Here is a 25,780-nt window from a genome sequence, read left to right as displayed (position 1 = left end):
CAGCCGCGCCTCGATACTTTGACGACACCCTCCTCAGCAAATATTTGCAGCAACGTTGCGGGCCGTGCCCGCGTCGTCCCCTTCGCGCTGTGATGGAGGGTTTCGCCATTCGTCCAGCACCGACGGCTTACCTCCTTCCGCTCGAGGATCAGCAAAATAGTTGATTCACGGCCCAGGTGGTTCGACCGCACGCCTTCGTCAACGTTCCTCGCCGCCAAGGGCATTGCGTTGCGGCACGTCCGATCCGACGATGCTTCGGGCGGCGTACCCGTCGTGCACGCCGTCTTCGTCGTCCAGCAATCGGTTCACCTTGCGGCACGTCGCGCAGTGTCCGCATAATTCTGACGTGCACACCGGGCCTGCGGGCAGATCGTTCAGGTCCCATGAAGCGATCCGAGCCGTTCGTCGCTCGATCGCTGCGCTCTTCGTCATGACGCTCGTGGGTGCCGCGACGAGCTGCGGTGGTGCCAGCGACACCAAAGAGCCCACCAAAAACACTCTGCACATTGGTATTTCGTACGGCGGTGTTCTGCCGTCGATGACCGACGACGACGTTGGGCAAGCGCTCGACGACGCCGTGGGGGTGGGAGCGACCTGGATACGAATGGACCTGTCCTGGGCCGAGGCGCAGCCCACGCCGTCGAATTCCTACGACTGGGACCGCGTCGAACGCATCTTCGCCCAAGCACGCCAGCGGCATCTCGACATACTGCCCGTCCTCGTCGACCCGCCGGCGTGGGCCAGCGCACCAGGCTGCTCCGGTAATCACTGCGAACCCGCCGACCCGTCTCAGTTCGCCGCGTTCGCCGGTGCGGCGGTGTCCCGATTCGCTCCGGAGGGCGTACACACGTGGGAAATCTGGAACGAGCCGAACTCGGCGTTGTTCTGGCAACCCGCGGTCGACCCGGCGGCGTACTTGGAACTGCTCAAGGCATCCACGCACGCGATCCGCGCCGCCGATGACAAGGCCTTTATCCTGTTGGGCGGCTTGACGATTGGGAAGAGTACCAATGGCAACCTCTCGGCGGCGGACTTCCTAGGCCAGACGCCGGAGTCACCCCTCAAGCTCGTCGATGCCCTGTCCGTGCATCCCTACACGTTTCCCTACCCGGCCAGTCGGCTTGGGCCATGGATGACGCCGTGGGCGCAGGCCGACTCCGGGCTGCCCTATCTGCGTCAAGTGCTCGCGCAGGGCGGAATGCCGAACATGCCCATCTGGGTGACGGAGTACGGCGCGCCCACGGGTGGACCCAAGGGTGTCTGGGACGGTTCTCCCGGTTCTCTGGACCAGTCACCCGATCACGTGTCCGAAGAGCAGCAGGCGATCATCGCGGCCGACGCGGTCGCGACGGCGGCCGCTGAACCGGTCATCCACGCGATGTTCTGGTACACCGATCGCGACCTCACTGCGCCGCTGGACAGTAGCGAGGCGTACTTCGGGCTGCGCCGGGCGGACGGTTCCAAGAAGGCCGCCTTCCAGGCCCTCGCTGACGCCGTGAAACGACTCGATGGATGAGCGCCACACCTTGGGGGAGGTTCTGATGACAAAGAGCGTGCGCCAGGTCCACATCAACGGGCGGTGGCTGGGCCAGCCGTTCACCGGCGTCCAGAGATACTCGGAGGAGGTCGCGTCCCGGCTCGTCGAGTCCGAGGAATTCGACTTCGTCCTGCACGTGCCGAAGGGCGCAAGCGTCCCGGCATGGGCGGCGTCCAACGGCGTGCGCGTACAGCACGCACCCGTCACCGGCGTGGTGTACGAGCAGCTCTACCTGCCACTGGCGACACTGGGCAAGTTCATGCTCAGCTTCGGGGGCATCCCACCCGTCTTCAAGCGCCGCCAGGTCGTTACCTTCCACGACGCCACGCCCTTTCGCTTCTCGAGAACCTTCCGGTTCCTGTTCGTGGCCTATTACTTCATTGGCTTCCTCATATTGTCGCGGACCGCATACCGGATAATGACCGTGTCCGAGTTCAGTCGAGACGAGCTGGCAGAAGTGTTGCGGGTCAGCACTTCTCGGTTCCTCGTCGTCCCATGCAGTTCGGATCTCGCACAGAAGACCGTGAGCCAGCGACCCGAGATGACGAGCCAGGATCCGACGTACCTCGTCGTAGGCACGCTCGCCCGACACAAGAACCTGGAGGCGCCCATCGAGGCGCTGGCCGCGTCCGGACGACATGTCACGGTCGTGGGCGCATCAGGCCTGGCGAGTGTCTTCGCCGGGGCTGCCGCGTCCTTCGGGCCATCGGTCACGGTCACGAAGGGTCTGACCGACGGCGAACTGCGCTGGCTCTACGAGAACGCGCAGGCCCTCGTCTTCCCATCGTTCTACGAAGGTTTCGGTCTGCCCGTCTTGGAGGCCCAGACACTCGGGTGCCCCGTCATCACCTCGGACGCGGCCTCGATCCCGGAGGTGGCCGGCGATGGCGCCCTGTACTTCAACCCCTCCGATCTCGACGAACTGCTTCGGCAGGTCGAGCTGCTGGAGCACACGCCCGGCGAGCGGGTGCGGTTGGTGGAGCAGGGACGGATCAACGCCGAGCGGTTCGATTGGCAGAAGTCCGCAGATCTGGTGGTGGAATTGCTGCGCGGGGTGAGGTGCTGAGGCGGCAGCGGGCCGGGTCGAGCCGCGCAGCCCCACGTCCCATGAGTACCAGCGACACACCGGCGAACCGCACGTCGAACCACGCCCGCTAGGTCACCGGCACGTCCAGTATCGGCCGCGGGTCCTTCGCGCCCGGCCCGTCGAAGTGCCACCATTCGCCGGAATAGACCGCGAACCCACCCGCCTGCATCGCCGATCGGAGTACGGCGCGGTTGGCCTGCTGCGCAGCCGTCACCCCATCGGTGGCATAGGCGAGAGCGCGCGGGGTGAAGTCGTCGAAGCCGGTGCCCATGTCGAGCCCGGCGATCGTGACGTCGACCGACCGGCCCGCCTCGTGGCTGCGAGCGTAATCACTGGGCCGGGCAACCCAATTCGGGTTCGGTACCTCCTGGAACATGCGCACCTGCACGTCATGGGGGCGGTAGCAATCCCAGAACACCATGACATGCCCCTGTGCGCGTAGCTGATTCGCCGCAACGGTGAGCCCGGGTGCGAGGGACTCGTGCACCAGGCACCGCGCTCCCGTCGGGTAGAGCTGTTCGCCGACGAAGTTGTCCGTCGTCGCGTACCGCAGGTCGATCATCGCGTCGGGCACCACGGTGCGCACGTCGACCAACCCCGCCGCGGCGGCTTGGGGTGACACCGGCGGCGGATCGGCAGAGGCCGAGGGGACGTCAATCATCGCGGCGCACACTACGCCGAAGACAGCGATGAGCCACCTGCTGGGTGTGCCCGTCCACCGACTCCACCGGCGCGATCCCCAGGAGACCATGCGCAGAACCCTAGGGTTTTCCCCGATTCGCCGCTTATTGACGGCTGAGTAGCATCGTCTCAACGGATTGCGCACATCGCACCGAATCACGAACGACTTCCTTGGGGGGAACCATGTTGCACGCACTGCTGTCCTTTTCATCTCGCCTGACCCATCGCGTCGTCGGGCCCAAGGTCGACGACGACGGCGCCTGCCCGGCGTGCGATCACCCGTTCGGCGGCTCGAACCACATGTGCGTCGGCGCGGTCACGCGCGTCGCCGCCTGACGTCTCGACGCAGCGAGCCCCCGACACCTGTAGGTGTCGGGGGCTCGCTCACGTTCGAGGCCTATGGCCTGGCGGCCTAAGCCTCCGGACCCGATGGTCGGCTCCGGCCTGGCGGCCTACGCCTCCGCGAAATTCCGGGTGATCTGCGGGTCCACCTGAATGCCGGGTCCCGTCGTGGTCGAGACGACGACCTTCTTCAGGTAGCGGCCCTTCGAGGACGACGGCTTGGCCCGCATGATCTCGTCGATCGCGGCGCCGTAGTTCTCGGCGAGCGACTTCTCGTCGAACGACGCCTTGCCGATCACGAAGTGCAGGTTGGCCTGCTTGTCGACGCGGAAGTTGATCTTGCCGCCCTTGATGTCGGTGACGGCCTTGGCGACGTCAGGCGTGACGGTGCCCGTCTTCGGGTTCGGCATCAGGCCACGCGGTCCGAGCACACGGGCGATGCGGCCGACCTTCGCCATCTGATCGGGCGTCGCGATGGCGGCGTCGAAGTCCAGGAACCCGCCCTGGATCTTCTCGATCAGATCGTCGCTGCCGACCTCGTCGGCGCCGGCGGCCAGAGCGGCCTCGGCCTTGTCACCAACGGCGAACACGATGACGCGGGCGGTCTTGCCGGTGCCGTGGGGCAGGTTGACGGTGCCGCGCACCATCTGGTCGGCCTTGCGGGGATCGACACCGAGACGGATCGCGACCTCGACAGTGGCGTCCTGCTTCTTCGAGGACGTCTCCTTGGCCAACTTCGCGGCCTCGAGCGGGGTGTAGAGGTTGTCGCGGTCGATCTTCTCGGCGGCCTCGCGGTATGCCTTGCTGGTCTTGCTCATGGGATTCCAATCACTTTCTTTGGCGGTGGTCAGTCGGGCCGAAGCGGGCCCTTCCACGGGGGTGAAGCTGGGTGAAACTAGGAGACCGTGATGCCCATCGAACGGGCGGTGCCGGCGATGATCTTCGCCGCGGCGTCGATGTCGTTGGCGTTGAGGTCTTCCTTCTTGGTCTCGGCGATCTCGCGGATCTGATCCCACGTGACCTTTGCGACCTTGGTCTTGTGCGGCTCGCCGGAGCCCTTCTGCACGCCAGCGGCCTTCAGCAGCAGCTGCGCGGCGGGCGGGGTCTTCAGGGCGAAGGTGAAGCTGCGGTCCTCGTAGACGGTGATCTCCACGGGGATGACGTTGCCGCGCTGGGATTCCGTCGCGGCGTTGTACGCCTTGCAGAACTCCATGATGTTGACACCGTGCTGGCCGAGCGCGGGACCAACGGGCGGGGCGGGGTTGGCCGCGCCGGCCTGGATCTGCAGCTTGATCAGCCCGGTGATCTTCTTCTTCTTCGGGGGCATGACGTGTCTTTCCTGTTCTTGTTCTCGTGGTTCTTAGATCTTGGCGACCTGGGTGAAGGTCAGCTCGACGGGTGTCTCACGACCGAAGATCGACACCAGCACCTTGAGCTTCTGCTGTTCGGCGTTGACCTCGCTGATCGACGCGGGCAGCGTCGCGAACGGGCCGTCCATGACGGTGACGGACTCGCCGACCTCGAAGTCAACGAGCACGACGGGCCGTTCGATTCCACCGGTCTCGGCAGCGGCCGCGGCCGACGACGTGGACTTGGCGGGCTTCTTCGCCGCACCCTGCGGGAGCAGGAACTTGACGACGTCGTCGAGGGTCAGCGGTGACGGCTTGGACGTCGCACCCACGAAGCCGGTGACGCCGGGCGTGTTGCGCACCGCGCTCCACGACTCGTCGGTCAGGTCCATGCGGACCAGGATGTAGCCGGGCAGCACCTTGCGATTGACCTGCTTGCGCTGGCCGTTCTTGATCTCGGTGACCTCTTCGGTGGGAACCTCCACCTGGAAGATGAAGTCACCGACGTCGAGGTTCTGCACGCGGGTCTCGAGGTTGGCCTTCACCTTGTTCTCGTAACCGGCGTAGGAGTGGATGACGTACCAGTTGCCCGGCCGCTTGCGCAGATCCTTCTTCAGCGCGACGGCGGGATCCTCGTCCTCGTCCTCGTCGGCAGCGGGGGCCTCGGCGTCGTCGGTGATCGGTGCGTCGTCGGTGACCGGTGCATCGTCGCCGACCTCGGCCACGGCCTCAGCCGTGGACGACTCCAGCGATTCCGCGGTCCTGCTCGCGATCACCGTGGTGGGGTCGGCGTCCTCGATGCGCGCGTCGGACACAGCCGACGCCGAAGGCGTATCGCCCTCGAAGGAAGTCACGTGTCAATCCTCTCTCAGTCTTTCGCTCGTCACGGGTGGTCAGGCGGCTGCGTCAGCCGAAGACCAGCGTGATGAGTTTGGCGAGGCCGAGGTCGACCCCGCCGATCAAGGCAACCATGAATGCCAGGAACACCAGCACCACGGTCGTGTAGCTGATCATCTGCTTGCGGTTGGGCCAGATGACCTTGCGCAGCTCGGCGACGACCTGCTTCAGGTAGTTCCAGATGAACGAGAACGGGTTGCGCGGCGGCCCCGACTTCTTGGCGGTCTTGGGCTTCTTGCCGTTGCCGTTCTTCGCATCGGCGGGCGCGGCCTCGATGCCCTCGGACTCGGTGATCTCCCGACGCGAACGCTTGCCGGTGGGTCGCTGCGGACGCGTGGCGACCGCGGTCTGGCTGCGGGCACGCGTCACCCCGACGTCGTCGCCGCCCGCATCGATGCCATCGCTGTTGGAATCGACGGAGTCGACGTCGGAGTCGATGTCGTCGCGCTCGTCGCTCACGGCATGCCTTTCGTCGGGTTCCCGGGTGGTCACCTTCCAGTGTCCACGCTTTTCGCTTATTGAGTTGAGCAGGGGCGACAGGACTTGAACCTGCAACCTGCGGTTTTGGAGACCGCTGCTCTGCCAGTTGAGCTACGCCCCTTCGCGAACGGCACTGCTGGCAGGGTCCTTGCCGTTCAGGGCCCTACACAATTCACGCGCCCCCCGACGGCCGATCAGTAACCGACGGACAGCGCGCTGAACTGGGTAAAACCCCGAGGACCGAGTGTACAACGGCCCTGTTCTGAGTTACTAATCCTTCGCCGCGGTACGCACGACCTGACCGCTCTCGGCATCCCACTGGATCTGCACCGAGTTGTCGCCCTCGTGGCCCATCAGCGTGGTGAAACCCTCGAGGACGACGTCGCCGTGCTCGTTGACGCAGACGCTGCGCGTGACCACGATGTCGGCGCCGAAGCGCTCGGTCACCGACTGAATCTCCAGCGACGCCCGCAGCGTCTCACCCACCTTGAGCGGCCGGTGGAAGACGAATTTCTGATCCACCTGGACGATCTGCATCGTGGTCATGCCGACGTCGACCTTGCGGAAGAAGTCCTGCTGCACCAGCAGCGCCAGGATGGACGGGAAGGTCAGCGACGCGATGATGTTGTCGTGGCCGAGCTCGGCGGCGGCCTGCTCGTCGAAGGTGGCCGGGTCGTCGGCCTTGATCGCTCGCGCGTACTGGCGAACCTGCTCGCGACCGATGGTGAAGCTTTCCGGATAGTGGTGGACCATCCCAAGGACGTCGGCCTTGAGCGGCACCGCCTACGCCAGCTTCGCTGTTGCCGTGGCGCGTCCGAAGATCTTCTTCCCGCCCGTGGTGGCCGACAGTGCGATGACGATCGACTTGCTCTCGGGGTCAACGGATTTCACGCGACCACTGAACACGATCTCGGCGCCGACGCCGTCGTTGGGGACGGGCACGACGGCGGTGAAGCGCACGTTGTACTCGGTCACCGCGGCCGGATCGCCGATCCAGGAGGTCACGTAGCCACCCCCGAGGCCCATCGTCAGCATGCCGTGGGCGATCGCGGTGTCCAGACCGACCTGCTTGGCGATGTCGTCGTCCCAGTGGATCGGGTTCAGGTCGCCGGACACCCCGGCGTAGTTCACCAGGTCCGTCCGGGTCAACGGGATGACGCGCTCGGGCAGCTGGTCACCCACCTGCACCGAACTGAACTCACGCAGTGCCATTGGAAAAGCCCTCTCCGCTTTCGTCCGAACGACCGGCCAGGGTCGTGTAGGTCTCCTGCACGGCCTCACCCTTGTCGTTGGTGATGATGTTCTTCGTGACGATGATGTCGGTCCCGTGCGCCTGCCGGTAGGCGTGGACGTAGACGTCGCAGTGCAGCCGGTCGCCCACCTTGATCGGGAGCAGGATCTTGAGCTCCTGGTCGACCTGCACGATCTGCGCGTCGGTGATGCCGATGTTCGCGTTGGCGAAGAAGGCCGTCTGCGCCTGGTATCCGAAGACCGAGATGAAGGTCAGCGGCGCCGGCAGCGAGTCGTGCCCAAGGGCGGCCGCGGCATCCTCGTCGTGGTAGGCGGCGTCCTCGTTCTTGACCGCCACGGCGTACTCGCGGACCTTCTCGCGCCCGACTTCGTAGAAGTCGGGATAGCGATAGTGCATCCCGATGATGCTCGAGGACAGCGGCACGTAGTCAGTTCCTCAAATCTGCCGAACCCGAGCGGCGTCCGCTAACGCGATTCCTTGTGCGCACGGTGCGTGCCGCAGTTCGGGCAGAACTTCTTGATCTCGAGGCGATCGGGATCGTTGCGCCGGTTCTTCTTCGTGATGTAGTTGCGGTGCTTGCACACCTCACAGGCCAAGGTGATCTTGGGCCGTACGTCTGTACTCGAGGCCACGTCTGTCGTCCTTCTTGATTCTCTTGCGTTGTCGTCTTGTAGCGGTGGGGGGGCTCGATCCCCCGACCTCACGATTATGAGTCGTGCGCTCTAACCAGCTGAGCTACACCGCCCCGGACCGGTCCAGGCGGGCGTTGCCTGCCTGTCCACCGAGCCCCCTAACGGAATCGAACCGTTGACCTTTTCCTTACCATGGAAACGCTCTACCGACTGAGCTAAGGGGGCAGTCAGCTGCGGGCGACCCCGCAAGCCTTAAAGAGGGTACATTCTCGCCGATACCGGAGCCAAACCGCTTCGTCAGGGCCGATTCGAACCCCTGCTCCACCGCCCCGCCGCGTCGGTCGGCGTCGCCCCCTCCCCCTACCCTTGGGTCATGGCCAGCCCAACCGACCAGGACCGTCTGTACTTCAAGCAGCTGCTCTCCGGCAGGGACTTCGCCGCGAGCGACGTCATCGCCCAGCAGATGCGCAACTTCGCCTACCTCATCGGAGACCGCGAGACCGGCGACTGCGTCGTGGTCGATCCGGCCTACGCCGCCAACGATCTGCTCGACGCGCTGGAATCCGACGGCATGCACCTGTCCGGCGTGCTCGTCAGCCACCACCACCCCGACCACGTCGGCGGATCGATGATGGGCTTCGAACTCAAGGGTCTGGCCGAACTGTTGGAGCGCGTCAGCGTGCCGGTCCACGTCAACACCCACGAGGCCGACTGGGTCTCCCGCATCACCGGCATCCCGCTCGGCGACCTCACCTCCCACGAGCACGGCGACAAGGTCGCCGTCGGAGACGTCGAGATCGAATTGCTGCACACACCGGGACACACCCCGGGCAGCCAGTGCTTCCTGCTCGACGGCCGACTCGTCGCCGGCGACACCCTCTTCCTGGAGGGCTGCGGGCGCACCGACTTCCCCGGCGGCAACGTCGACGACATGTTCCGCAGCCTGCAGGCGCTGGCGACGCTGCCGGGCGACCCGACGGTGTACCCGGGCCACTGGTACTCCGCCGATCCGAGCGCCCCGCTGTCCGTCGTGCGGGCGTCGAACTACGTCTACCGCGCCAGCAATCTCGATCAGTGGCGTCTGGCGATGGGCGGTTGACCCGGGCACACCGGTGATCCGAAGTAGCGCGTCGCCTCACGGCCTGCGCTAAGTTCGGTGCGCAGCGTCCGCGGGGCGCAGGATCGGGGAGGGCCGTGCGATGACCACACCTGCCGATTGGTACCCGGATCCGGAGAACCCGGCCGGTCTGCGGTACTGGGACGGCACCAGGTGGACCGAATACCGCGCCCCCGCGCCGTACGCGCCACCCCGCGAACAGGACGCCCCGCGGCAGCAGGAACCCGCACAGCCCTACGACACGCATCCGCGGGGAGCGCACGACGCTCCCGAACCGGCCGTGCCGCCGTCCTCGGCGTGGGATGCGCCGATGCCGTCCTGGGACGACCCCACGCGCGATCCGAGCCAGACCGAGTCGCCCGCGAGCACGACGGCATTCGAGAAGCCCGCGTTCGAGTCGCCGGCGAGCACGACGGCGTTCGAGGCGCCCCCCTACGAGACGCCCGCCTCCGAGACCCCGTCCTTCGAGACGCCCTCCTACGCGGGCGGGCCGCCGTATGGCGCGCCGCCGTCCTACGGCCCGCCCGGATACGGCGACGTCCCGCCCGCCGGTCCGCCCGAGCAGGGCGTCAACAAGAAGCTCGTGGCGGCCATCCTCGGCGGGGCCGCCGTCATCCTGATCGCCATCGCCGTGGTGGTCGTGCTCGTCGTGGGTCACCACAGTGGCCCGACCGCGACGTCGTCGGGCCCGACATCCACCGCGTCGTCGACCTCGTCGACCGAATCCTCCTCTGCCACTTCACCTTCGGCGTCCGCGACGGCGGAGTCGCCGACGCCGACCCCCGTGCCCACCCCTGGCGAGGGCAGCGACGGCGACTACACGTTCTCGGTGGAGGGCACCGAAACCGGCGACACCATCACCTCGTCGGTCAGCGACACCGTCCAGTCGTCCGCCGACGGCCTCTTCTACGTCGTGTACGCCAACGTGTCCAACACCGGCACGGCGCCGCTGACGTTCACCGCGGCCTTCCAGCAACTCACCGCGGCCGGGACGACCTACCCCGTCGACGACGAGGCCACCGCCTTCCTCGGCGGCACGACCGCCACGATCGCACCGGGCGCCAAGGTGCAGACGCCCCTGGTGTTCGACGTCCCGGCGGGCACGGTCCCGGACTCGATCGTGTTGCATGCCGACCCGACGACGCCGGGCGTCACGCTGCCGCTGCAGTAGGCGACGCCGGGCGTGGCCCGGCCCCTTCGGCGACCTCCGGCGAGGGTCGCGTCCCGTCCCCTCGCGGGGTAACCTCCCCCGAGGGTCAGCAACTTTCGTGTCCATGACGTTCGTCATTGCTAGCGAAGCGCTGAGCCGGCAGATCGACGAAGGGGGACGGGGTGGACTGGATCAGGAACCGCTGGCACGATCTCACGACGCTCGGCTCGGCGGGCTGGCTTGCGATCGCGGCATGGGCGGCGCTGGCCCTCCTTGTCGTCGCCTTGGTGTGGGCCCACCGCCAGCTGACGAAGAACCGCCAGCTCAGAGCCGAGCAGGTGCGGCCCCAGGTCACGATGTTCATGGAACCGCACGCCTCGGACTGGCACGTCATCGAGCTGGTGGTCAGGAACTTCGGCCAGACCGCCGCGCATGACATCCACCTCGACTTCGTCGACCATCCCACCGTCGCGGCGTATGAGGACACCCCGTTCGATCGCCCTCCCGAGATTGCCGAGCTCGATCTCCCCAGCGAACTCCCATTTTTAGCTCCTGGCCAAGAATGGCGAACGGTGTGGGACTCCGCGATCAGCCGGGAGGAGCTCGGTGGCGCGATCGGTGACCGGTTCGACGGGTCGCTGACCTATTCCGACCGCCCGCGCCGCGACTCGGGTCGCCGCAGCAGGGGCACGACGTTTCAGACCGCGTTCAGCCTCGACTGGACCACGCTGCAGCCGGTACAGCGCATCGAGCTGATGACCACGCACGACCTGGCCAAGCGCGAGAAGCAGAAGCTGGAATTGCTGCGCAGTCTGCTGACCTACTTCCACTACGCGTCCAAGGAGACCCGGCCCGACGTCTTCCGCGCCGAGATCGACCGGATGAACAGGGCCGTCGCCGAGACCCAGGACCGTTGGCGCACAACGCAATTGGATCAGACCACCGAGCTGGACCTGCCGTGGACGACCAACGGGGTGAGCGGGCGCCATTCGGCCCGCATGGGCTAAGTACGATCGGCACGACCCGTCTCTTCGACGTCAGGACCCCATGACGAGCACCGCCACGTACGCGCTGACCGATTCCGTCGCCACGATCACGCTCGACGACGGCAAGGTGAACGCGCTGTCGCCGGCGATGCAGCACCACGTCAACGAGGCGCTCGACCGCGCCGAGCAGGCCGCCGCCGCGGGCGAGGTGAAGGCCGTCGTGCTGGCCGGTAATTCGCGGGTCTTCAGCGCGGGCTTCGACCTCAGCGTGTTCAACTCCGGCGACGCGGCCGCTGCCCTCGGGATGCTGTCCGGCGGATTCGAGCTGTCCATCCGGCTGCTGAGCTTCCCGGTGCCGGTCGTCATCGCCGCGACGGGCCCAGCGATCGCGATGGGCTCGTTCCTCCTGCTGAGCGGCGATCACCGGGTCGGCTCCCCCAGCTCGCGGTGCCAGGCCAACGAGGTCGCCATCGGCATGGTCCTGCCCATCTCCGCGATCGAGATCATGCGCGCCCGCCTGACGCGTGCGGCGTTCTCCCGCGCGGTGTCGATGGCCGCGGTGTTCACCGGCCCCGAGGCCGTCGCTGCCGGCTGGCTCGACGAGATCGTCGAGGACGGCAACGTGCTGGCACGGGCCCACGACGTCGCCGTCGAGGCCACGGGACTGCACGCCATAGCGCACCGCGCCAGCAAGCTGAAGGCGCGCAAGGAGGCGATCGCCGCCATACAAGCGGGCATCGACGGCCTGCCCGCGGAGTTCACCGCGAGCTAGCCGCCCTCAGACCAGCTGGCGGGCCACCTCGGCCGCCAGCAGTTCGAAGTTGTCGGCCAGGGCCTCGACACGGATGGGCGCCCGCACGTAGACGCGGTCGATGCCCATGTCGACGTACGGCCCGAACGCGTCGACCACCTCGGCGGGCGAGCCGTGGAAGGCGGCGCCGTCGAACGTCTGGTCCCCGTAATGCCGGGCATCCAGACGATCGGCGGCCTCGGCGGACGTGCGCCCGACGCCGATGGCCGCGCTCATCGAGAACGTGATGGCCCCGGGATCTCGCCCGGCGGCCTCCGCCGCGGTGCGGACCCGCTCGATCTGGGCGGCGACGTCGCGGGTCTTGAGCCAGTCCTCCGGCACCGGGGCCCGCCGCCGCGTGGTCTGCAGGTTGAACTCGTCGGCGTAGCGCGCCGCGATCGCCGGTGTGCGCTTGCGCCCCGTGCCCCCGACGATGATCGGGGGCCACGGCTGCTGCAGCGGCACCGGCGGCGCGTCGGAGACGTCGATGTGAACGTGCGCGCCCGCGAACCGGTAGCGCTGCCCTGCCGGGGTCTGCCACAGGCCCGTCATCGCCTCCAGCGACTCCTCCAGCCGGTCGAACCGCTCGCCCGCGGGCGGAAACGGGATCCCGTACGCGCGGTGCTCGGCCTCGAAGTAGCCGGCGCCGATGCCGAAGTCGACGCGACCGCCACTCATGGCGTCCACCTGGGCCACGACGATCGCCAGCTGACCTGGATGCCGGAACGTCGCCGACGTCACCAACGGACCCAACCGAATTCGCGAGGTCTCGCGCGCCAGGCCCGCCAGCGTCGTCCAGACGTCCGTCGGGCCCGGCAGCCCGTCGCCGACGAAGGGCGACAGGTGGTCGGCCAGGAAGTAGCCGCTGTACCCGAGTGTCTCCGCCAGTTGGGCCGAGCGCAGCAGATCGTCGTAGGTGGCGCCGTTGTTCGGACCGCTCCAGAGCCGGAAGTCCATGCCTAGGGGTACTGCCCGTAGGGCGACTGACCGTACGGCGACTGTCCATACGGGTACTGCGGGTACTGCTGCTGATACTGCGGAGGCTGATTCGGGTTCGCCGGAACCTTGATCGGAATGGGCACCGGTACGAACGGCACTCTCAGATACGCCGTCGTCATCGGCGGCGCGGTCGACGTGTCGGGCGGCGGCGGGGGCGCTGCGCTCGTCGGGGGCGCGGTGACCGTCGGCGTCGCGGTCGGCGTGGCGGTCGCGGTCGGGGTGGCCGTCGCGGTCGGCGTGGCGCGCCTGGTGGGCTTGACCGGTCGATCGCGCGTCACCGTCACGACCGGCCGGCTCTGCTGCACCGTGGGGGCGGGCGCCGGGGGCGGCGCGACGTTCTGAACCGGCGGTGGCGCGCTCGACGGTGGCGCGCTCGGCGGGGGCGGGGCGGGCTTGGGCTGGGGCGCTGGAGCGGACACCGGAGCGTGCAGGTCGGCGGTCAGCACGATGGCCGCGCTTCCGACCACCAGCAGCGCGATCGTCGCCGCGGCGAACGCCAGCACCGGAAGCCGCTGCCACCAGCGCGGGTCGAAGCCCAGGCTGGGCTGCTCGGGCGGGTCCAGTTGCTCGACGAAGGTGTCGCCATCCTCGTAGGGCAGCAGGTCGTCGGTGGCGGGCTCCTCCTGCGACCAGGCCAACGCGTCGTCATACCCCGGGCGCCGGCCCAGCCGTTCGGTCGGTGCGGGGACCTCGCGCGTCTGGTCGTCGAAGCGATACGTCATGGTCGATGCACCTCCTCTGCCGGTCCATTCCTCCACGTACCCGGTCAGGGTCGTCGGACACGCTGCGAATCACCTCGGCGAAGCCTGGCAATGCGGTCAGCGCACCCCACCCGCGTCGAGATCACGCACCTCGGCGACCAGGTGGCGCACCTCGGTGGCCGAGGGCTGCAGCTCGTAGGCGTGGTGATGGCACGCGCGGCTCAGGTGGGCCCAGGCACGTTGCGCGCGGTAGCCGGTGGCGGGGTCGTCACGCGTGCACAGCGCCACGAGTTTGGAGGCGGTGGTGGGTCGCCGCGCCGACGGGACGACCCAGGGATGCTGTTCGTCGAGCCAGTCCTCGAAGGCACTGCGGGCCAGCAATGCCGCGACGCGAGCCGACCGCGGGCCGAGGTCGACCGCTCCGTCGAGGATCTGCTCGGCGTAGTCCAGCAGCGCGGCGCGGTCGCTCATCGCCGGCCGAGATCGCCGACGGCGGCTCGCACGTTCCTGATGGCCTCGACGAAGTCGTGCACCCCCTGATGCACGCCCTTGTTGACGACCGCGAGGGCGATCCTGTGCGCCGTCCGGCGATCGAGCCACGTGTCCACTGCGCCAACGTCGTTGGCGTCGGCGCCGAGGGCCAGCGCGATCCGTGTGCGGATGGTGGTAGCGGCCTCCCACGCGTCTTCGACGTCCGCGGTCGCCACGCCTCGCCCGAATCCGCGCGACGCGTAGACGTCCCACAGCGTCGCCTCGAACGCCTCCCGGCACAGCACGCCGACCGCCCTCCTCTTCACCTCGTCGGGGACCGCGTCGTCCCGTGCGATCCGGTAGGCGTCGTCCAGGGCCCGCGTGGCGGGGTTCAGTGAATCATGGACGCTGACAACGGAATTGATGCTTCGCGTGACGTCGATGATGCGTGCGGGCGCCGACGAGCGCCGGACGGCGGCGGGCAACCGGTCGTCATGGGTGAAGACGACGACCTGCCGATCGGCCGCCAACCCGACGAGGACCGACAGGAAGCCCTCGATCTTCGACGGGTCCATCGCCTGGATGGGATCGTCGAGGACGACGAATCGGAACGGGCTCTCGTCGGAGGTGGCGCGCGGGATGAAGACCGCGAGCGCCAGCGCCTGCAGTTCGCCCTGGCTCATCACGCCGAGCGCCTCGGTGTCGGCGCCGTCGACGCCGGCCCGCAGTTCGACGCGCCGGCTGGTCTTCTGCCCCGCCAGCCGGATCGCGGCGAGGTCGACGTTGCTCTCCTGCCGCAGCGCCGCCCAGATCTCGCGCGCCTCGTCGGCGAGGGGCGCGAGTCGCTCGTTGCGCAGCGTTGCGGCGTTGTCCTGCAACCACTTCTGGGCTTCGGTGGCGATCTTGAGCTTCGGGGCGGCGGCCGCGCTGGCCTCGGCGTGCTTGACCCACGCGGCCAGGTCGACGGCCACCGGATGCCAGGCGTCGTCGCGGACGTCGATGCGGCCTGCGGCCTCCTCCCGCAGCGCGTCGTACGCCATTCGCAGAGCGGGTAGACCTGCCACGACGTGGTCGGCGAGGGCACCGTCGTCGTCGAGCGGCAGTGCCGAGAACGACGCGTAGGCCAGGCGTGCCGCCGCGATCGTCGTCAGGTCGGCGTCCTCGGCGGGCGGGGCAGGCACTCCGCGGACGAGTGCGACGAGCGTCTGACGCGCCCGGTGTGTGGCCGACCGCGCCACCCGCAGCGAGCTGGCGGCCTCCTGTTCGGCGGCCAGCGCGGCGCGGGCCCGCACCACCCACGCGTCGTCGAGCGTGCCCTCGGCGCACACCGGGCAGGGCTGCGTGCCGTGCCGGTCGTGGAACTCCAGACTCGTCTCCAGGAACTGAACCCGGTCGGCGGCAAGGGCATCCGCGGTGCGTTCCGCGTCGGCCTGCGCGGCGCCGGCGGTGCGCAGGGCCGCGGCGGCCTGCTCGACCTCGTCGGCCTCCGGCATCGTCAGCGTCGCGGCCTGGCGCCACGCTCCCGGTGCCGTCGCGCCGCCGTCGGTGATCAACGCGGCGACCGCACCGAGGTCGGGTGTGGTCGTGCCGATCAGGGCCAGGGCCGTCGCCGCGCGCTCGTCGTCGTGGGCCTGCAAAATCGGCCGCAACGCGTCGCGGGACTTCTTCAGCACGGCGCTCGGTTCCCTGAGCGCCTTGACCTCGGCGTCGAGGCGGGCCATCGCGACCGTCAGCTGTTCGAGGCCCAGCAGCTTGTAGAGCTGGTCGTAGAACTCGCTCGGCGCGCCGTCCAGGATGCCGCCCAGCTCGTCGTAGCTGAGCATCGGTCGATACATCGCGAGCGCGTTCGACCACCCCAGTACGGCGGGGTCGTCCTGCTTGCGACCGGCGCGCTGCACCCAGCGCCTCAGGTCGGTCACCGCGACGTCGCCGGGCGGCCAGTCGACGCCCACGACGGTCGCGCCGCGGCCCTGCTCGGCGAGGCCGACGCGGATCGTCGCGGGATCACCCGCGTGCAGGTTGCGCCAGACCTGCGACCACACCTTGCCCTTGTGCGCCCACCGCGAGTTCACGCCGGTCAGCGCGAGCTCGAGTCCCTCGGCCAGCGTGGACTTGCCGGAGCCGTTGCGGCCCGCCACGATCACCAGCCCGGGGCCGGGGTGCAGTGGCAACTCGAGGTGGGCGCCGATGCCCCGAAAGCCTTGCACCGCAATGGAAGTCAGATAGGCGCCGACGGGAGTCTCCGGCTCCGGCTCCGGCGCATTGAGCGCGTCGACGACGCGCTGCGGGGTGGCATCGGCACTGAGCACCTCGGCCAGATCGCCGGGCTCGCCGAACGTGGCGAGCACGACCAGCCGCGCGTGCTCGCTGAGGCCCTCGTCGTCGTCGGCGCGTTGCAGGACGTAGTCCCTGAGCTGTTCGTCGGCCATCGTCGTCGACCCTAACGGGAGGTGACCGCCGGGGACCGGGTTTCCGCCGGCCGTCGGTAGCCGCCACCATTTCCGGGCACCCGTGTCGGTGCGGGAGCTTAGGCTGGCGGCGATGGGTCTTCACCTCCACCGTGCCGAGCGCACGGATCTCCTTGCCGAGGGGCTCGGCCGCCTGCTCTCCCACCCGCTCGACGACGCGTTCGCCATGGAATTGGTGCTCGTGCCGGCGCGCGGGGTCGAGCGGTGGCTGAGCCAGCGGCTGTCGCACCTGCTCGGCCGGGGCACCGGGGCGGACGGCGTGTGCGCGGGGGTCGAGTTCCGGAACCCGGGTTCGCTGATCGCGGAGATCACGGGCACCGCCGACGACGATCCGTGGGCGCCGGACGCGATGGTGTGGCCGCTGCTCGAGGTCATCGACGACTGTCTCGACGAGCCGTGGTGCCGGACCTTGGCGGCCCATCTCGGCCACTTCGACGCCGGTGAGGAACGCGAGCTGCGTCAGGGCAGGCGCTACGCCGTGGCGCGCCGCCTTGCGGCACTCTTCGCGTCCTACGCGCGGCAACGCCCCCAGCTGCTCGCCGGCTGGCTCGACGGGGACACCACCGGACTGGACGCCGACCTGACCTGGCAACCGCCGCTGTGGCGTGCGCTCACCGAGCGCATGTCCGCCGCCCCGCCCCACGTTCGACAGCGTGAAACCGTTGCCCGCCTTCATGACTCGCCACTGGACCTGCCCGAGCGGCTGTCGCTGTTCGGGCACACCAGGTTGCCCGTCACCGAGATCGAACTCCTCGGCGCCCTCGCCACCCACCACGACGTCCACCTCTGGCTGCCCCATCCCAGCGACGCACTGTGGCGCGCGCTGTCCGATCTGCACGGCGCCGTCCCGCGACGCTCCGACACCAGTCATCGCGTCGTGCACCACCCCCTGCTGGCGACGCTCGGGCGGGATCTGCGCGAGCTGCAGCGCGGCCTGCCCGCCGGACCCCGCACCGACGAGTACCTCGGCGCGCGCGACTACCCGGCGACCCTGCTCGGCTGGCTGCAATCCGACATCGCCGCGAATGCCGTTGGGCCGCAGGACCGCTCACATTCGACAGCTGACCGGTCGGTTCAGGTCCACGCGTGCCACGGCGAAGCCCGGCAGGTGGACGTGCTGCGCGAGGTGCTGCTCGGCCTGCTCGCCGACGACCCGACGCTGGAGCCCCGCGACATCCTCGTCATGTGCCCGGACGTCGAGGCGTACGCACCGCTAATCAACGCCGACTTCGGCCTCGGCGACGTCCTGCCCGGCGCGCATCCGGCCCACCGGCTGCGGATGCGGCTCGCCGATCGCTCGCTGGTGCAGACCAATCCGCTGCTGGGCGTCGCGTCGCAACTGCTGGCGTTGGCAGGCAGCCGGGTGACCGCCAGCGAGGTGCTCGATCTCGCGCAGGCCGCGCCGGTGCGGGCGCGGTTCGGCTTCACCGACGACGACCTCGAAGACATCACCCGCTGGGTGCGTCAGGCCAACGTGCGCTGGGGTTTCGATCAGCAGCACCGGCAGCCCTACGGCGTCGACTTCGTGCACAACACCTGGCGTTTCGGCATCGACAGGGTGCTCGCGGGCGTCGCGATGTCCGACGACGCGCACGCCTGGATCGGATCGACGCTGCCGCTCGACGACGTGGGCAGCAACCGGATCGAGCTGGCCGGTCAACTCGCCGAGTTCGTCGACCGACTCCAGCGGACCGTCGAGGCGTTGACCGGGGACCACCCGCTCGACGACTGGCTGCACGCCCTGACCGAGGGCATCGCGATGATGACGAGGGTCGCCGACGCCGACGCGTGGCAGACCAGCCAGCTGGAACGGGAGTTCGGCCAGGTGCTCGTCGATGCGGGAGAGCGTGCGGGCACGGTGCTGCGGCTGTCCGACGTCAAGGCCATGCTGGACCGTCGCCTCGCGGGGCGCCCGACGCGGGCGAACTTCCGGACGGGCACGCTGACGGTGTGCACGATGGTGCCGATGCGTTCGGTGCCCCACCGCGTCGTGTGCCTGGTCGGACTCGACGACGGCGTGTTCCCCCGCCAGGGCGTCATCGACGGTGACGACGCGCTGGCCCGTCATCCCGTCACCGGCGAGCGCGACACTCGCTCCGAGGACCGCCAACTCCTGCTCGACGCGGTCGGGGCGGCCACCGAGAAGCTGGTCATCACCTACACCGGCGCCAACGCACAGACGGGTCAGCCCCGGCCGCCCGCCGTGCCGCTGGCCGAGCTGCTCGACGCGCTCGACGCCACGACGCCGGACAGCGTGCGCGAGCACGTCGTCGTCCATCATCCGTTGCAGCCCTTCGACATTCGCAACGTCATGCCCGGCGAGCTCGTCCCCGACGTACCGTTCACGTTCGACACCACGGTCCTCAACGCTGCGCGCGCCAGCACGCGGGAGCGCTCCCCGCAGCCGAAGTTCGTCGACGGCCCGCTGCCCGCGCAGCCACACGGCGACGTCGCCCTCGCCGACCTCGTCGCGTTCTTCAAGGACCCCGTCAAGGGCTTCTTCCGCGCGCTGGACTACACCCTGCCGTGGGACGTCGACGGCGTCTCCGACGAGATCTCCGTCGACATCGACGCCCTCGAACAGTGGTCGGTCGGCGACCGAATGCTGGGCGACATGCTGCGCGGCATGTCACCCGATGACGCCCGGCAGGCCGAGTGGCGCCGCGGCACCCTGCCGCCGGGACAGCTGGGCTGGCGCAAGGCCACCGAGATCCGCGATCAGGCACGGCAATTGGCGCTCACCGCGCTGGCGTACCGCACGCCCGAGCCGGATGCCCATGACGTCGACGTCGATCTCGGCGCGGGCCGTCGCCTGACGGGCACGGTGGCACCGGTGTTCGGCGAGCACCTGGTGTCGGTGACGTACTCCCGGCTCGACGGCAAGCATCTGCTCGCGTCGTGGATTCCCTTGCTGGCGTTGCTCGCTCACCACCCGCAGCGCGAGTGGTCGGCGGTGTGCATTGGGCGCGACCGCCGGCCGGGCACACCGGCGCAGCGGGGTCTCGTGGCGCCTCACGACCCCGCCGTCGACGTGCTGCGCGACCTGGTGGCGATCTACGACGCCGGCCGCCGCGAGCCGCTACCCCTGCCCATCAAGACGTCCTACGCCTGGGCGGCCGCCCGCCACGAGGGCGCAGACCCCGAGCGGGAGGCCACCTTCAGATGGAAGTCGTCCAAGTACCCGGCGGAGGACGCGGAACCCGCCCACGTTCGAGCCTGGGGGGCCAACGCCGGGCTGCGAGAGCTCATGCAGCCGCTGCGACCCGGTGAAGGCGTCGACGGCGAGACCCATCGGCTGGGGGCCTACGCCGCGCGGCTCTGGCTCCCGCTACTGCGGGCGGAAGTGCTGCTCTGATGGACCGATTCGATCTGCTGGGCCCCCTACCCGCGACGGGTTCGACGACCGTGCTGGAGGCGAGCGCGGGCACGGGCAAGACGTTCGCGCTGGCCGGTCTGGTGACGCGGTACGTCGCCGAGGGTGCCGCGACGCTCGATCAGATGCTGCTCATCACGTTCAGCCGGTCGGCGAGCCAGGAGCTCCGCGACCGGGTCCGTCGCCAAATCACCGAGGCCGCAGCCGCATTCGACGACCCCTCCCTCATCGGCGACAACGATCTGGTGGCCCACCTCGTGAAGGGATCCGACGAGGAGCGTCACGACAGGCGCGAGCGGTTGCGCGACGCGTTGGCCACCTTCGACTCCGCGACGATCGCCACCACCCACCAGTTCTGCCAGCTGGTGCTCAAATCGCTTGGCGTGGCTGGTGATTCCGACTCCCGCGTCACCCTGGTGGAGAGTCTCCTCGACCACGTCACCGAGGTCGTCGACGACCTGTATCTCGCACACTTCGGGCGTCAGCACGACGATCCGGAACTGTCCTACCCCGACGCGCTTAAGCTCGCGCGCGAGGTCGTGAGCAACCCCGCCACGCAGCTGCGGCCGCTGGACCCGCCACCCGATTCGACGGCCGCGGTCCGCGTCGGGTTCGCCAAAGACGTGCTGGCCGAACTGGAGACCCGCAAGCGCCGACTCGGCATCCTCGGCTACGACGACCTGCTGACGCGGCTGGCCGATGCGCTCGACGCCGAGGACTCCCCCGCCCGGCAGCGTATGCACCAGCGCTGGCCCATCGTGATGGTCGACGAATTTCAGGACACCGATCCCGTGCAGTGGCAGATCATCGACCGGGCATTCAGCCACCGCTCGACGGTCGTCCTGATCGGCGATCCCAAGCAGGCGATCTACGCGTTTCGCGGGGGTGACATCGTCACCTACCTGAAGGCAGCCGACACCGCGGGCGCCAAGAAGACACTCGGCACCAACTGGCGCAGCGACAGCGTGCTCGTCGACGCGCTACAGGCCGTGCTGCGGGGCGCGCAACTCGGCGCCCCCGCGATCGTCGTGCACGACGTGGAGGCGGCCAACCGCGGCTCGCGGTTGACGGGCGCCCCGCGCGGCGAGCCGTTCCGGTTGCGAATGGTACGCCGAGAACCGTTCGGCCGCCGGGGAACTCAGAACGTCCCGATTGCCGACTTCCGCGAGCACATCGGCAGGGATCTCGCCAACGACATCGGGGCCCTGCTCGCGAGCGGCGCCGAGTTCGACGGCGCGCCGGTGCGCGCCGGCGACGTCGCGGTCATCGTCGAGCGGCATCTGGACGCGCGACTGTGCCAGCGCGCGCTGGGGCGGGCCGGGATCCCGGCCGTATACACCGGCGATTCGGACATCTTCGCCTCCGAAGCCGCCGACGACTGGCTGTCCCTGCTCGAGGCGTTCGACCAGCCGCACCGCGCCGGGGTGGTCCGCGCGGCCGCAGCGACGATGTTCTTCGGCAAGACCGCCCAAGAGCTGGTCGACGGGGGCGACGCGCTGACCGACGCGATCGCAGAGACGTTGCGGGAGTGGGCGGGTCATGCCCGCGAGCGCGGTGTCGCCGCCATCTTCGAGGCCGCCCAACTGGCGGGCATGGGCGATCGCGTGCTGTCGTGGCGCGACGGCGAGCGGCACATGACCGACCTGGCGCACATGACGCAGCTGCTCCAGGACGTCGCGCATCGCGAGCGCCATACGCTGCCGGCGCTGCGGGACTGGCTGCGCTCCGAGCGCGAGGACCGCGGCGGCGCCGGCGAACGCAATCGCAGGCTGGACAGCGACGCCGCAGCGGTGCAGATCATGACGGTGTGGGCCAGCAAGGGGTTGCAATATCCGGTCGTCTACCTACCGTTCGCCTTCAACCGCAACGTCCAGGAGCGCGACCTGATCCTGTTCCACGACGGCTCGACGCGCTGCCTGCACGTCGGCGGCAAGGAGAGCCCGGATTACCGCGAGGTCGAACGCATCGGCCGCGAGGAGTCCGCCGGGGACGACAGCCGACTGACCTACGTCGCGATGACGCGGGCGCAGGCCCAGGTGGTGGCGTGGTGGGCGCCCGCCGCCGACGAGCCCAATGGCGGGCTGTCGCGGCTGCTGCGCGGTCGACGGCCCGGCGAGCTCGTCGTCCCCAACCGGTGCACGCCACCCAAGATCAACGACGATGACGCCTTCGCGCGGTTGCGGGAGTGGGAGGCCGTCGGCGGACCGACGCTCGAGGAGTCGGTGCTGATCCCGGTGCCGCCTCCGCCCGCCGACCCGGCGCCAACGGGCTTGGAGGCCAGGCACTTTCACCGCTCCATCGACACGACGTGGCGGCGCACCTCGTACTCGGGGCTCATCAGGGCGACCGAGACGCCCGGGGTGAGCAGCGAGCCCGAGGTCGTTGCGCTCGACGACGAGGTCGGCGATCTCCCGCTACTGGAACCGCCCAGCGGCCCCCAGGTGCCGTCACCGATGGCCGAGCTACCCAAGGGCGCCACGTTCGGCACGCTGATGCACGCGGTGTTGGAGACCGCCGACCCCTTCGCCGGCGATCTGGCGGAGGAGTTGGCGGTCCAGATCCGCCAGCACTCGGTGTGGTGGCCGGTCGACGTGCCCACCGAGGATCTGGCCGCCGCACTGGTGCCGATGCACGACACGCCGCTCGGCCCCCTCGCGGGCGACGTGACCCTGCGCCAGGTCGGACTGCGAGACCGGTTGCGCGAGTTGGACTTCGAGTTCCCACTCGCCGGCGGTGATCTCCGATCCACCGCGCCGCGGATTCATTTGCGCGACGTCGGCCGCCTGGTGGCCGAGCACCTGCCCGCCGACGATCCCCTCATCTCCTACGCCGACCGGCTGACCGGCGCCGCGCTGGGCGGCCAGTCGCTGCGCGGGTATCTCAACGGTTCGATCGACGCGGTGCTGCGCCTGTCCTCCCCCGAGGGACCCCGCTACGTGGTGGTCGACTACAAGTCGAACTGGCTCGGCGACGGCGATGGCGAACTGACGTCCGCGGACTACGAGCGCGCCCGGCTCGTCGAGGCCATGCTGCACTCGGACTATCCGCTGCAGGCGCTGCTGTACAGCGTCGTGTTGCACCGCTTCCTGCGGTGGCGTCAACCGGGCTACGACCCGCAGCGTCACCTCGGCGGCGTGCTGTACCTGTTCGTGCGTGGAATGTGCGGCGCGGATACGCCAATCGTCGATGGCCACACCGCAGGCGTCTTCGACTGGCAACCGCCGGCGTCGCTCATCGTGGCGACGTCCGAGCTGCTTGACACGGGGCGGTCCGCGTGACGTCGGTCGAACCGGTGGACGCCGCGGACCGGCGCAGGGCCGTCGCCGCGGCCGGGCTGCTGGCCGTCTTCAACGAGGCCGGGGTCCTCGACGCGGCCGACGTGCTCGTGGCTCAGCGGTTGAGCGCACTCGCCGACGAGACCGACGAGCGCGTGACGCTGGCGGTCGCCCTCGTGGTGCGTGGCCTGCGGGCCGGGTCGGTGTGTCTGGACCTGCGCGCGGTGCGGGCCCAGGTCGACGAGCCCGACCTGCCGTGGCCCGCGGTCGACGGCTGGCTCGACGCGGTGTGGGCCAGCCCGCTGCTGCAGCCGCCGCACGTCCTGCGCCGCCAGGCGGACCTGCTGTACCTCGACCGATATTGGCGCGAGGAGCAGCAGGTAGCCGACGACCTGCGGACGATGGTGTCGCGTCGCGCCGAGGAACCGGCCGTCGACGTCGAACGCCTCTTCCCCGCCGGCTACGACGAGCAGCGCGCAGCCGCCGAAATCGCGCTGTCGCAACGGGTTACGGTCCTGACGGGCGGACCGGGCACCGGCAAGACGACGACCGTCGCGCGGCTGCTGGCGCTGTTTGCGGGCCAGCCAGGCTCGGGGGCGCGGTTGCGCATCGCGCTGGCGGCGCCGACCGGCAAGGCGGCCGCGCGCTTGCAGGAGGCCGTGCAGCTGGAGATCGACAAGCTGGATCTGGTGGATCAGCGTCGGCTGTCGGGGCTGCAGGCGACGACGCTGCACCGGCTGCTCGGAAGTAGACCCGACAGCTCGTCGCGCTTTCGGCACCATCGTGGCAATCGGCTGCCGCACGACGTCATCGTCGTCGACGAGACGTCGATGGTGTCGCTGACGATGATGGCGAGGCTGCTGGAGGCGGTGCGGCCGCAGTCGCGACTGCTCCTCGTCGGCGACCCCGACCAGCTGGCGTCGGTGGACGCCGGCGCGGTGTTGGCGGACCTGGTCGACGGCCTCGGTGCGGGTGCCGGCTCACCCGTGGTCGCGCTGCAGACGTCGCACCGGTTCGGCGAGTCCATCGGCGCGCTCGCGGCGGCGATTCGCACCGGGGACGCCGACGCCGCGCTCGCGGTGTTGGCCGCCGGCGGCAACCACGTCGAGTGGCTGGACGTCGCGGACCCGTCGGACCCCCTGCGCGAAGTTCTGCTCCCACAGGCGATGTCGTTGCGCCAGGCGGCCATTCTCGGCGACGCGAACACCGCACTGGCGACGCTGGACGAACACCGCCTGCTGTGTGCGCACCGCCGCGGACCGCACGGTGTGCAGCACTGGAACCGCCAGGTCGAGCGGTGGTTGACGGAGTCGACGGGCGAGCCGATCTGGTCGGACTGGTACGTCGGTCGTCCGGTGTTGGTGACCGCCAACGACTATGGGCTGCAGCTGTACAACGGCGATACCGGCGTCACCGTGAACGGACCAGAAGGCCTGCGTGCCGCGATCGCCGGTGCGGCCGCGGCACGCGAGTTCGCGACCAGCCGGCTGCCGGACCTCGAGACCATGTACGCGATGACGATCCACAAGAGCCAGGGCTCCCAGGCCGCCGAGGTGACGGTGCTCATGCCCCCCGTCGACTCGCGGCTGCTGACCCGAGAGTTGTTCTACACGGCCGTCACTCGAGCCAAGGCCAAGGTGCGCGTGGTCGGGTCCGCTGACGAGGTCCGAGCGGCGATCGAGAAGCGCGCCGTACGGGCCACCGGCCTGGCGCTGCGCCTACGCGAGTGAGCCAGGCCGCCGCGCCCCGCTCCGTCCCTGCGCCCCAAACCCTGCCACGCTCCGAGCGCACACCTCATTGCCCACCTTCGAGCGAATCCGGCACGGGGTTCCCGCCACGCTCCCGCCGCCCCACCCCGCCACGCTCCAAGCACACACTTCATTGCCCACCTCTGAGCGAATCCGTCCTCGTACCCCGCCACGCTCCGCGGGCACCCCTCATTGCCCACCTCTGAGCGAATTCAGCACGGGGACCGACCGCCACCAATTCGCTCAAAGGTGGGCAGCTGCATGCATCCCCCGGAACCGGCGAACGCCGAGGCGCCCGAACACGCACCGCAACCCGCGCAGACCCGCCCCGCCTCCGCCAGGCGCGCACCGCACCGCACCGCATGGCAACGCCCCCCGCGCTGCGCCAACCAACCACCCCGCGACGCTCCAGGCGCACACCTCATTGCCCACCTCTGAGCGAATC

At 69.2% G+C, this 25,780-nt stretch carries 23 protein-coding genes and 3 tRNA genes; 10 read left to right on the top strand and 16 right to left on the bottom strand.

From position 1 onward, the window contains the following. The first annotated feature begins 439 nt into the window (after positions 1 to 439). Together G6N60_RS05135 and G6N60_RS05130 are read left to right on the top strand one after the other, a co-directional pair. Positions 440 to 1,516 (top strand): cellulase family glycosylhydrolase, encoded by a 1,077-nt coding sequence (locus G6N60_RS05135; RefSeq protein ID WP_163733439.1) that lies wholly within the window; start codon positions 440 to 442, stop codon positions 1,514 to 1,516. A gap of 25 nt (positions 1,517 to 1,541) precedes the next feature. Beyond that, positions 1,542 to 2,603, top strand: coding sequence for a glycosyltransferase family 4 protein (locus G6N60_RS05130; RefSeq protein ID WP_163733436.1), 1,062 nt, complete (start codon positions 1,542 to 1,544; stop codon positions 2,601 to 2,603). 88 nt (positions 2,604 to 2,691) lie between these two features. Here the strand turns inward: G6N60_RS05130 and G6N60_RS05125 are convergent, their stop codons facing one another. Next, entirely contained in the window at positions 2,692 to 3,285 is a 594-nt protein-coding gene (locus G6N60_RS05125; RefSeq protein ID WP_246240327.1) for a M15 family metallopeptidase, read from the bottom strand. Between the two features lie 203 nt (positions 3,286 to 3,488). On the opposite strand from G6N60_RS05125, the gene G6N60_RS05120 reads away from it, so the two are divergent. After that, positions 3,489 to 3,641, top strand: coding sequence for a hypothetical protein (locus tag G6N60_RS05120; RefSeq protein ID WP_163733430.1), 153 nt, complete (start codon positions 3,489 to 3,491; stop codon positions 3,639 to 3,641). A 116-nt stretch (positions 3,642 to 3,757) separates the two neighbouring features. On the opposite strand, the gene rplA is transcribed toward G6N60_RS05120, so the two are convergent. From rplA to G6N60_RS05065, 11 genes are all read right to left on the bottom strand, one after another. Then, positions 3,758 to 4,465 (bottom strand): 50S ribosomal protein L1, encoded by a 708-nt coding sequence (rplA, locus tag G6N60_RS05115; RefSeq protein WP_163733427.1) that lies wholly within the window; start codon positions 4,463 to 4,465, stop codon positions 3,758 to 3,760. A gap of 77 nt (positions 4,466 to 4,542) precedes the next feature. Next, positions 4,543 to 4,974, bottom strand: coding sequence for a 50S ribosomal protein L11 (rplK, locus tag G6N60_RS05110; protein ID WP_163733424.1), 432 nt, complete (start codon positions 4,972 to 4,974; stop codon positions 4,543 to 4,545). A gap of 33 nt (positions 4,975 to 5,007) precedes the next feature. Beyond that, positions 5,008 to 5,850 (bottom strand): transcription termination/antitermination protein NusG, encoded by an 843-nt coding sequence (gene nusG, locus G6N60_RS05105; RefSeq protein ID WP_179969643.1) that lies wholly within the window; start codon positions 5,848 to 5,850, stop codon positions 5,008 to 5,010. A gap of 52 nt (positions 5,851 to 5,902) precedes the next feature. Then, complete coding sequence (gene secE, locus G6N60_RS05100; RefSeq protein ID WP_163743488.1) at positions 5,903 to 6,352, bottom strand: preprotein translocase subunit SecE; 450 nt, start codon at positions 6,350 to 6,352, stop codon at positions 5,903 to 5,905. A 69-nt stretch (positions 6,353 to 6,421) separates the two neighbouring features. Next, positions 6,422 to 6,494: transfer RNA gene (locus tag G6N60_RS05095), tRNA-Trp, on the bottom strand. 149 nt (positions 6,495 to 6,643) lie between these two features. Next, complete coding sequence (gene hadC, locus G6N60_RS05090; RefSeq protein WP_163733421.1) at positions 6,644 to 7,153, bottom strand: (3R)-hydroxyacyl-ACP dehydratase subunit HadC; 510 nt, start codon at positions 7,151 to 7,153, stop codon at positions 6,644 to 6,646. 3 nt (positions 7,154 to 7,156) lie between these two features. Then, positions 7,157 to 7,585 carry a (3R)-hydroxyacyl-ACP dehydratase subunit HadB gene (gene hadB / locus G6N60_RS05085; protein ID WP_163733418.1) on the bottom strand — a complete coding sequence of 143 codons (429 nt, stop codon included), beginning with the start codon at positions 7,583 to 7,585 and terminating at the stop codon, positions 7,157 to 7,159. After that, positions 7,572 to 8,048, bottom strand: coding sequence for a (3R)-hydroxyacyl-ACP dehydratase subunit HadA (gene hadA / locus G6N60_RS05080; protein WP_163733416.1), 477 nt, complete (start codon positions 8,046 to 8,048; stop codon positions 7,572 to 7,574). Before hadA ends, hadB begins: the two co-directional genes overlap by 14 nt. Positions 8,049 to 8,089: 41 nt before the next feature. After that, complete coding sequence (gene rpmG / locus G6N60_RS05075; RefSeq protein WP_163733413.1) at positions 8,090 to 8,257, bottom strand: 50S ribosomal protein L33; 168 nt, start codon at positions 8,255 to 8,257, stop codon at positions 8,090 to 8,092. A 39-nt stretch (positions 8,258 to 8,296) separates the two neighbouring features. Then, positions 8,297 to 8,370: transfer RNA gene (locus tag G6N60_RS05070), tRNA-Met, on the bottom strand. 39 nt (positions 8,371 to 8,409) lie between these two features. Beyond that, positions 8,410 to 8,482 (bottom strand) — tRNA-Thr (locus G6N60_RS05065). A gap of 148 nt (positions 8,483 to 8,630) precedes the next feature. On the opposite strand from G6N60_RS05065, the gene G6N60_RS05060 reads away from it, so the two are divergent. From G6N60_RS05060 to G6N60_RS05045, 4 genes are all read left to right on the top strand, one after another. Then, complete coding sequence (locus G6N60_RS05060) at positions 8,631 to 9,356, top strand: MBL fold metallo-hydrolase (RefSeq protein WP_163733410.1); 726 nt, start codon at positions 8,631 to 8,633, stop codon at positions 9,354 to 9,356. Positions 9,357 to 9,456: 100 nt separating this feature from the next. Then, a complete protein-coding gene (locus G6N60_RS05055; protein ID WP_163733407.1) occupies positions 9,457 to 10,545 on the top strand; it encodes a DUF4352 domain-containing protein in 1,089 nt (362 codons plus the stop codon). Positions 10,546 to 10,706: 161 nt separating this feature from the next. Next, positions 10,707 to 11,531 carry a DUF8453 domain-containing protein gene (locus G6N60_RS05050; RefSeq protein WP_163733404.1) on the top strand — a complete coding sequence of 275 codons (825 nt, stop codon included), beginning with the start codon at positions 10,707 to 10,709 and terminating at the stop codon, positions 11,529 to 11,531. Between the two features lie 40 nt (positions 11,532 to 11,571). Continuing rightward, on the top strand, positions 11,572 to 12,282 hold the full coding sequence (locus G6N60_RS05045; RefSeq protein WP_163733401.1) for a crotonase/enoyl-CoA hydratase family protein: 711 nt from the start codon (positions 11,572 to 11,574) through the stop codon (positions 12,280 to 12,282). Positions 12,283 to 12,288: 6 nt separating this feature from the next. Here G6N60_RS05045 and G6N60_RS05040 read toward each other — a convergent pair whose 3' ends face one another. From G6N60_RS05040 to G6N60_RS05025, 4 genes are all read right to left on the bottom strand, one after another. Beyond that, positions 12,289 to 13,257: a TIGR03560 family F420-dependent LLM class oxidoreductase gene (locus G6N60_RS05040; RefSeq protein ID WP_163733397.1), complete on the bottom strand. Its 969-nt coding sequence runs from the start codon at positions 13,255 to 13,257 to the stop codon at positions 12,289 to 12,291. A gap of 2 nt (positions 13,258 to 13,259) precedes the next feature. Continuing rightward, the gene (locus G6N60_RS05035; protein WP_163733395.1) at positions 13,260 to 14,021 is read right to left on the bottom strand and encodes a hypothetical protein; all 762 of its coding nucleotides are present in this window, start codon (positions 14,019 to 14,021) and stop codon (positions 13,260 to 13,262) included. A 96-nt stretch (positions 14,022 to 14,117) separates the two neighbouring features. Continuing rightward, entirely contained in the window at positions 14,118 to 14,471 is a 354-nt protein-coding gene (locus G6N60_RS05030; RefSeq protein ID WP_163733392.1) for a hypothetical protein, read from the bottom strand. Continuing rightward, the gene (locus tag G6N60_RS05025; RefSeq protein ID WP_163733389.1) at positions 14,468 to 16,900 is read right to left on the bottom strand and encodes an AAA family ATPase; all 2,433 of its coding nucleotides are present in this window, start codon (positions 16,898 to 16,900) and stop codon (positions 14,468 to 14,470) included. The genes G6N60_RS05030 and G6N60_RS05025 overlap by 4 nt, the downstream gene beginning before the upstream one ends. A 112-nt stretch (positions 16,901 to 17,012) precedes the next feature. On the opposite strand from G6N60_RS05025, the gene recC reads away from it, so the two are divergent. Genes recC through recD form a run of 3 tightly spaced genes read left to right on the top strand, consistent with a single transcriptional unit; the run spans position 17,013 to position 25,317 of the window. Then, on the top strand, positions 17,013 to 20,294 hold the full coding sequence (gene recC, locus G6N60_RS05020) for an exodeoxyribonuclease V subunit gamma (protein ID WP_163733386.1): 3,282 nt from the start codon (positions 17,013 to 17,015) through the stop codon (positions 20,292 to 20,294). Continuing rightward, positions 20,294 to 23,590 (top strand): exodeoxyribonuclease V subunit beta, encoded by a 3,297-nt coding sequence (recB, locus tag G6N60_RS05015; RefSeq protein WP_163733384.1) that lies wholly within the window; start codon positions 20,294 to 20,296, stop codon positions 23,588 to 23,590. Before recC ends, recB begins: the two co-directional genes overlap by 1 nt. A 56-nt stretch (positions 23,591 to 23,646) precedes the next feature. Further along, positions 23,647 to 25,317 (top strand): exodeoxyribonuclease V subunit alpha, encoded by a 1,671-nt coding sequence (gene recD, locus G6N60_RS05010; RefSeq protein WP_163743486.1) that lies wholly within the window; start codon positions 23,647 to 23,649, stop codon positions 25,315 to 25,317. The last annotated feature ends 463 nt before the right edge of the window (positions 25,318 to 25,780 follow it).

Origin of the sequence: Mycolicibacterium madagascariense (assembly GCF_010729665.1) — a bacterium.
In the GTDB taxonomy this organism is placed as follows: domain Bacteria; phylum Actinomycetota; class Actinomycetes; order Mycobacteriales; family Mycobacteriaceae; genus Mycobacterium; species Mycobacterium madagascariense.
This window is presented reverse-complemented; position numbering and strand designations above follow the sequence as displayed.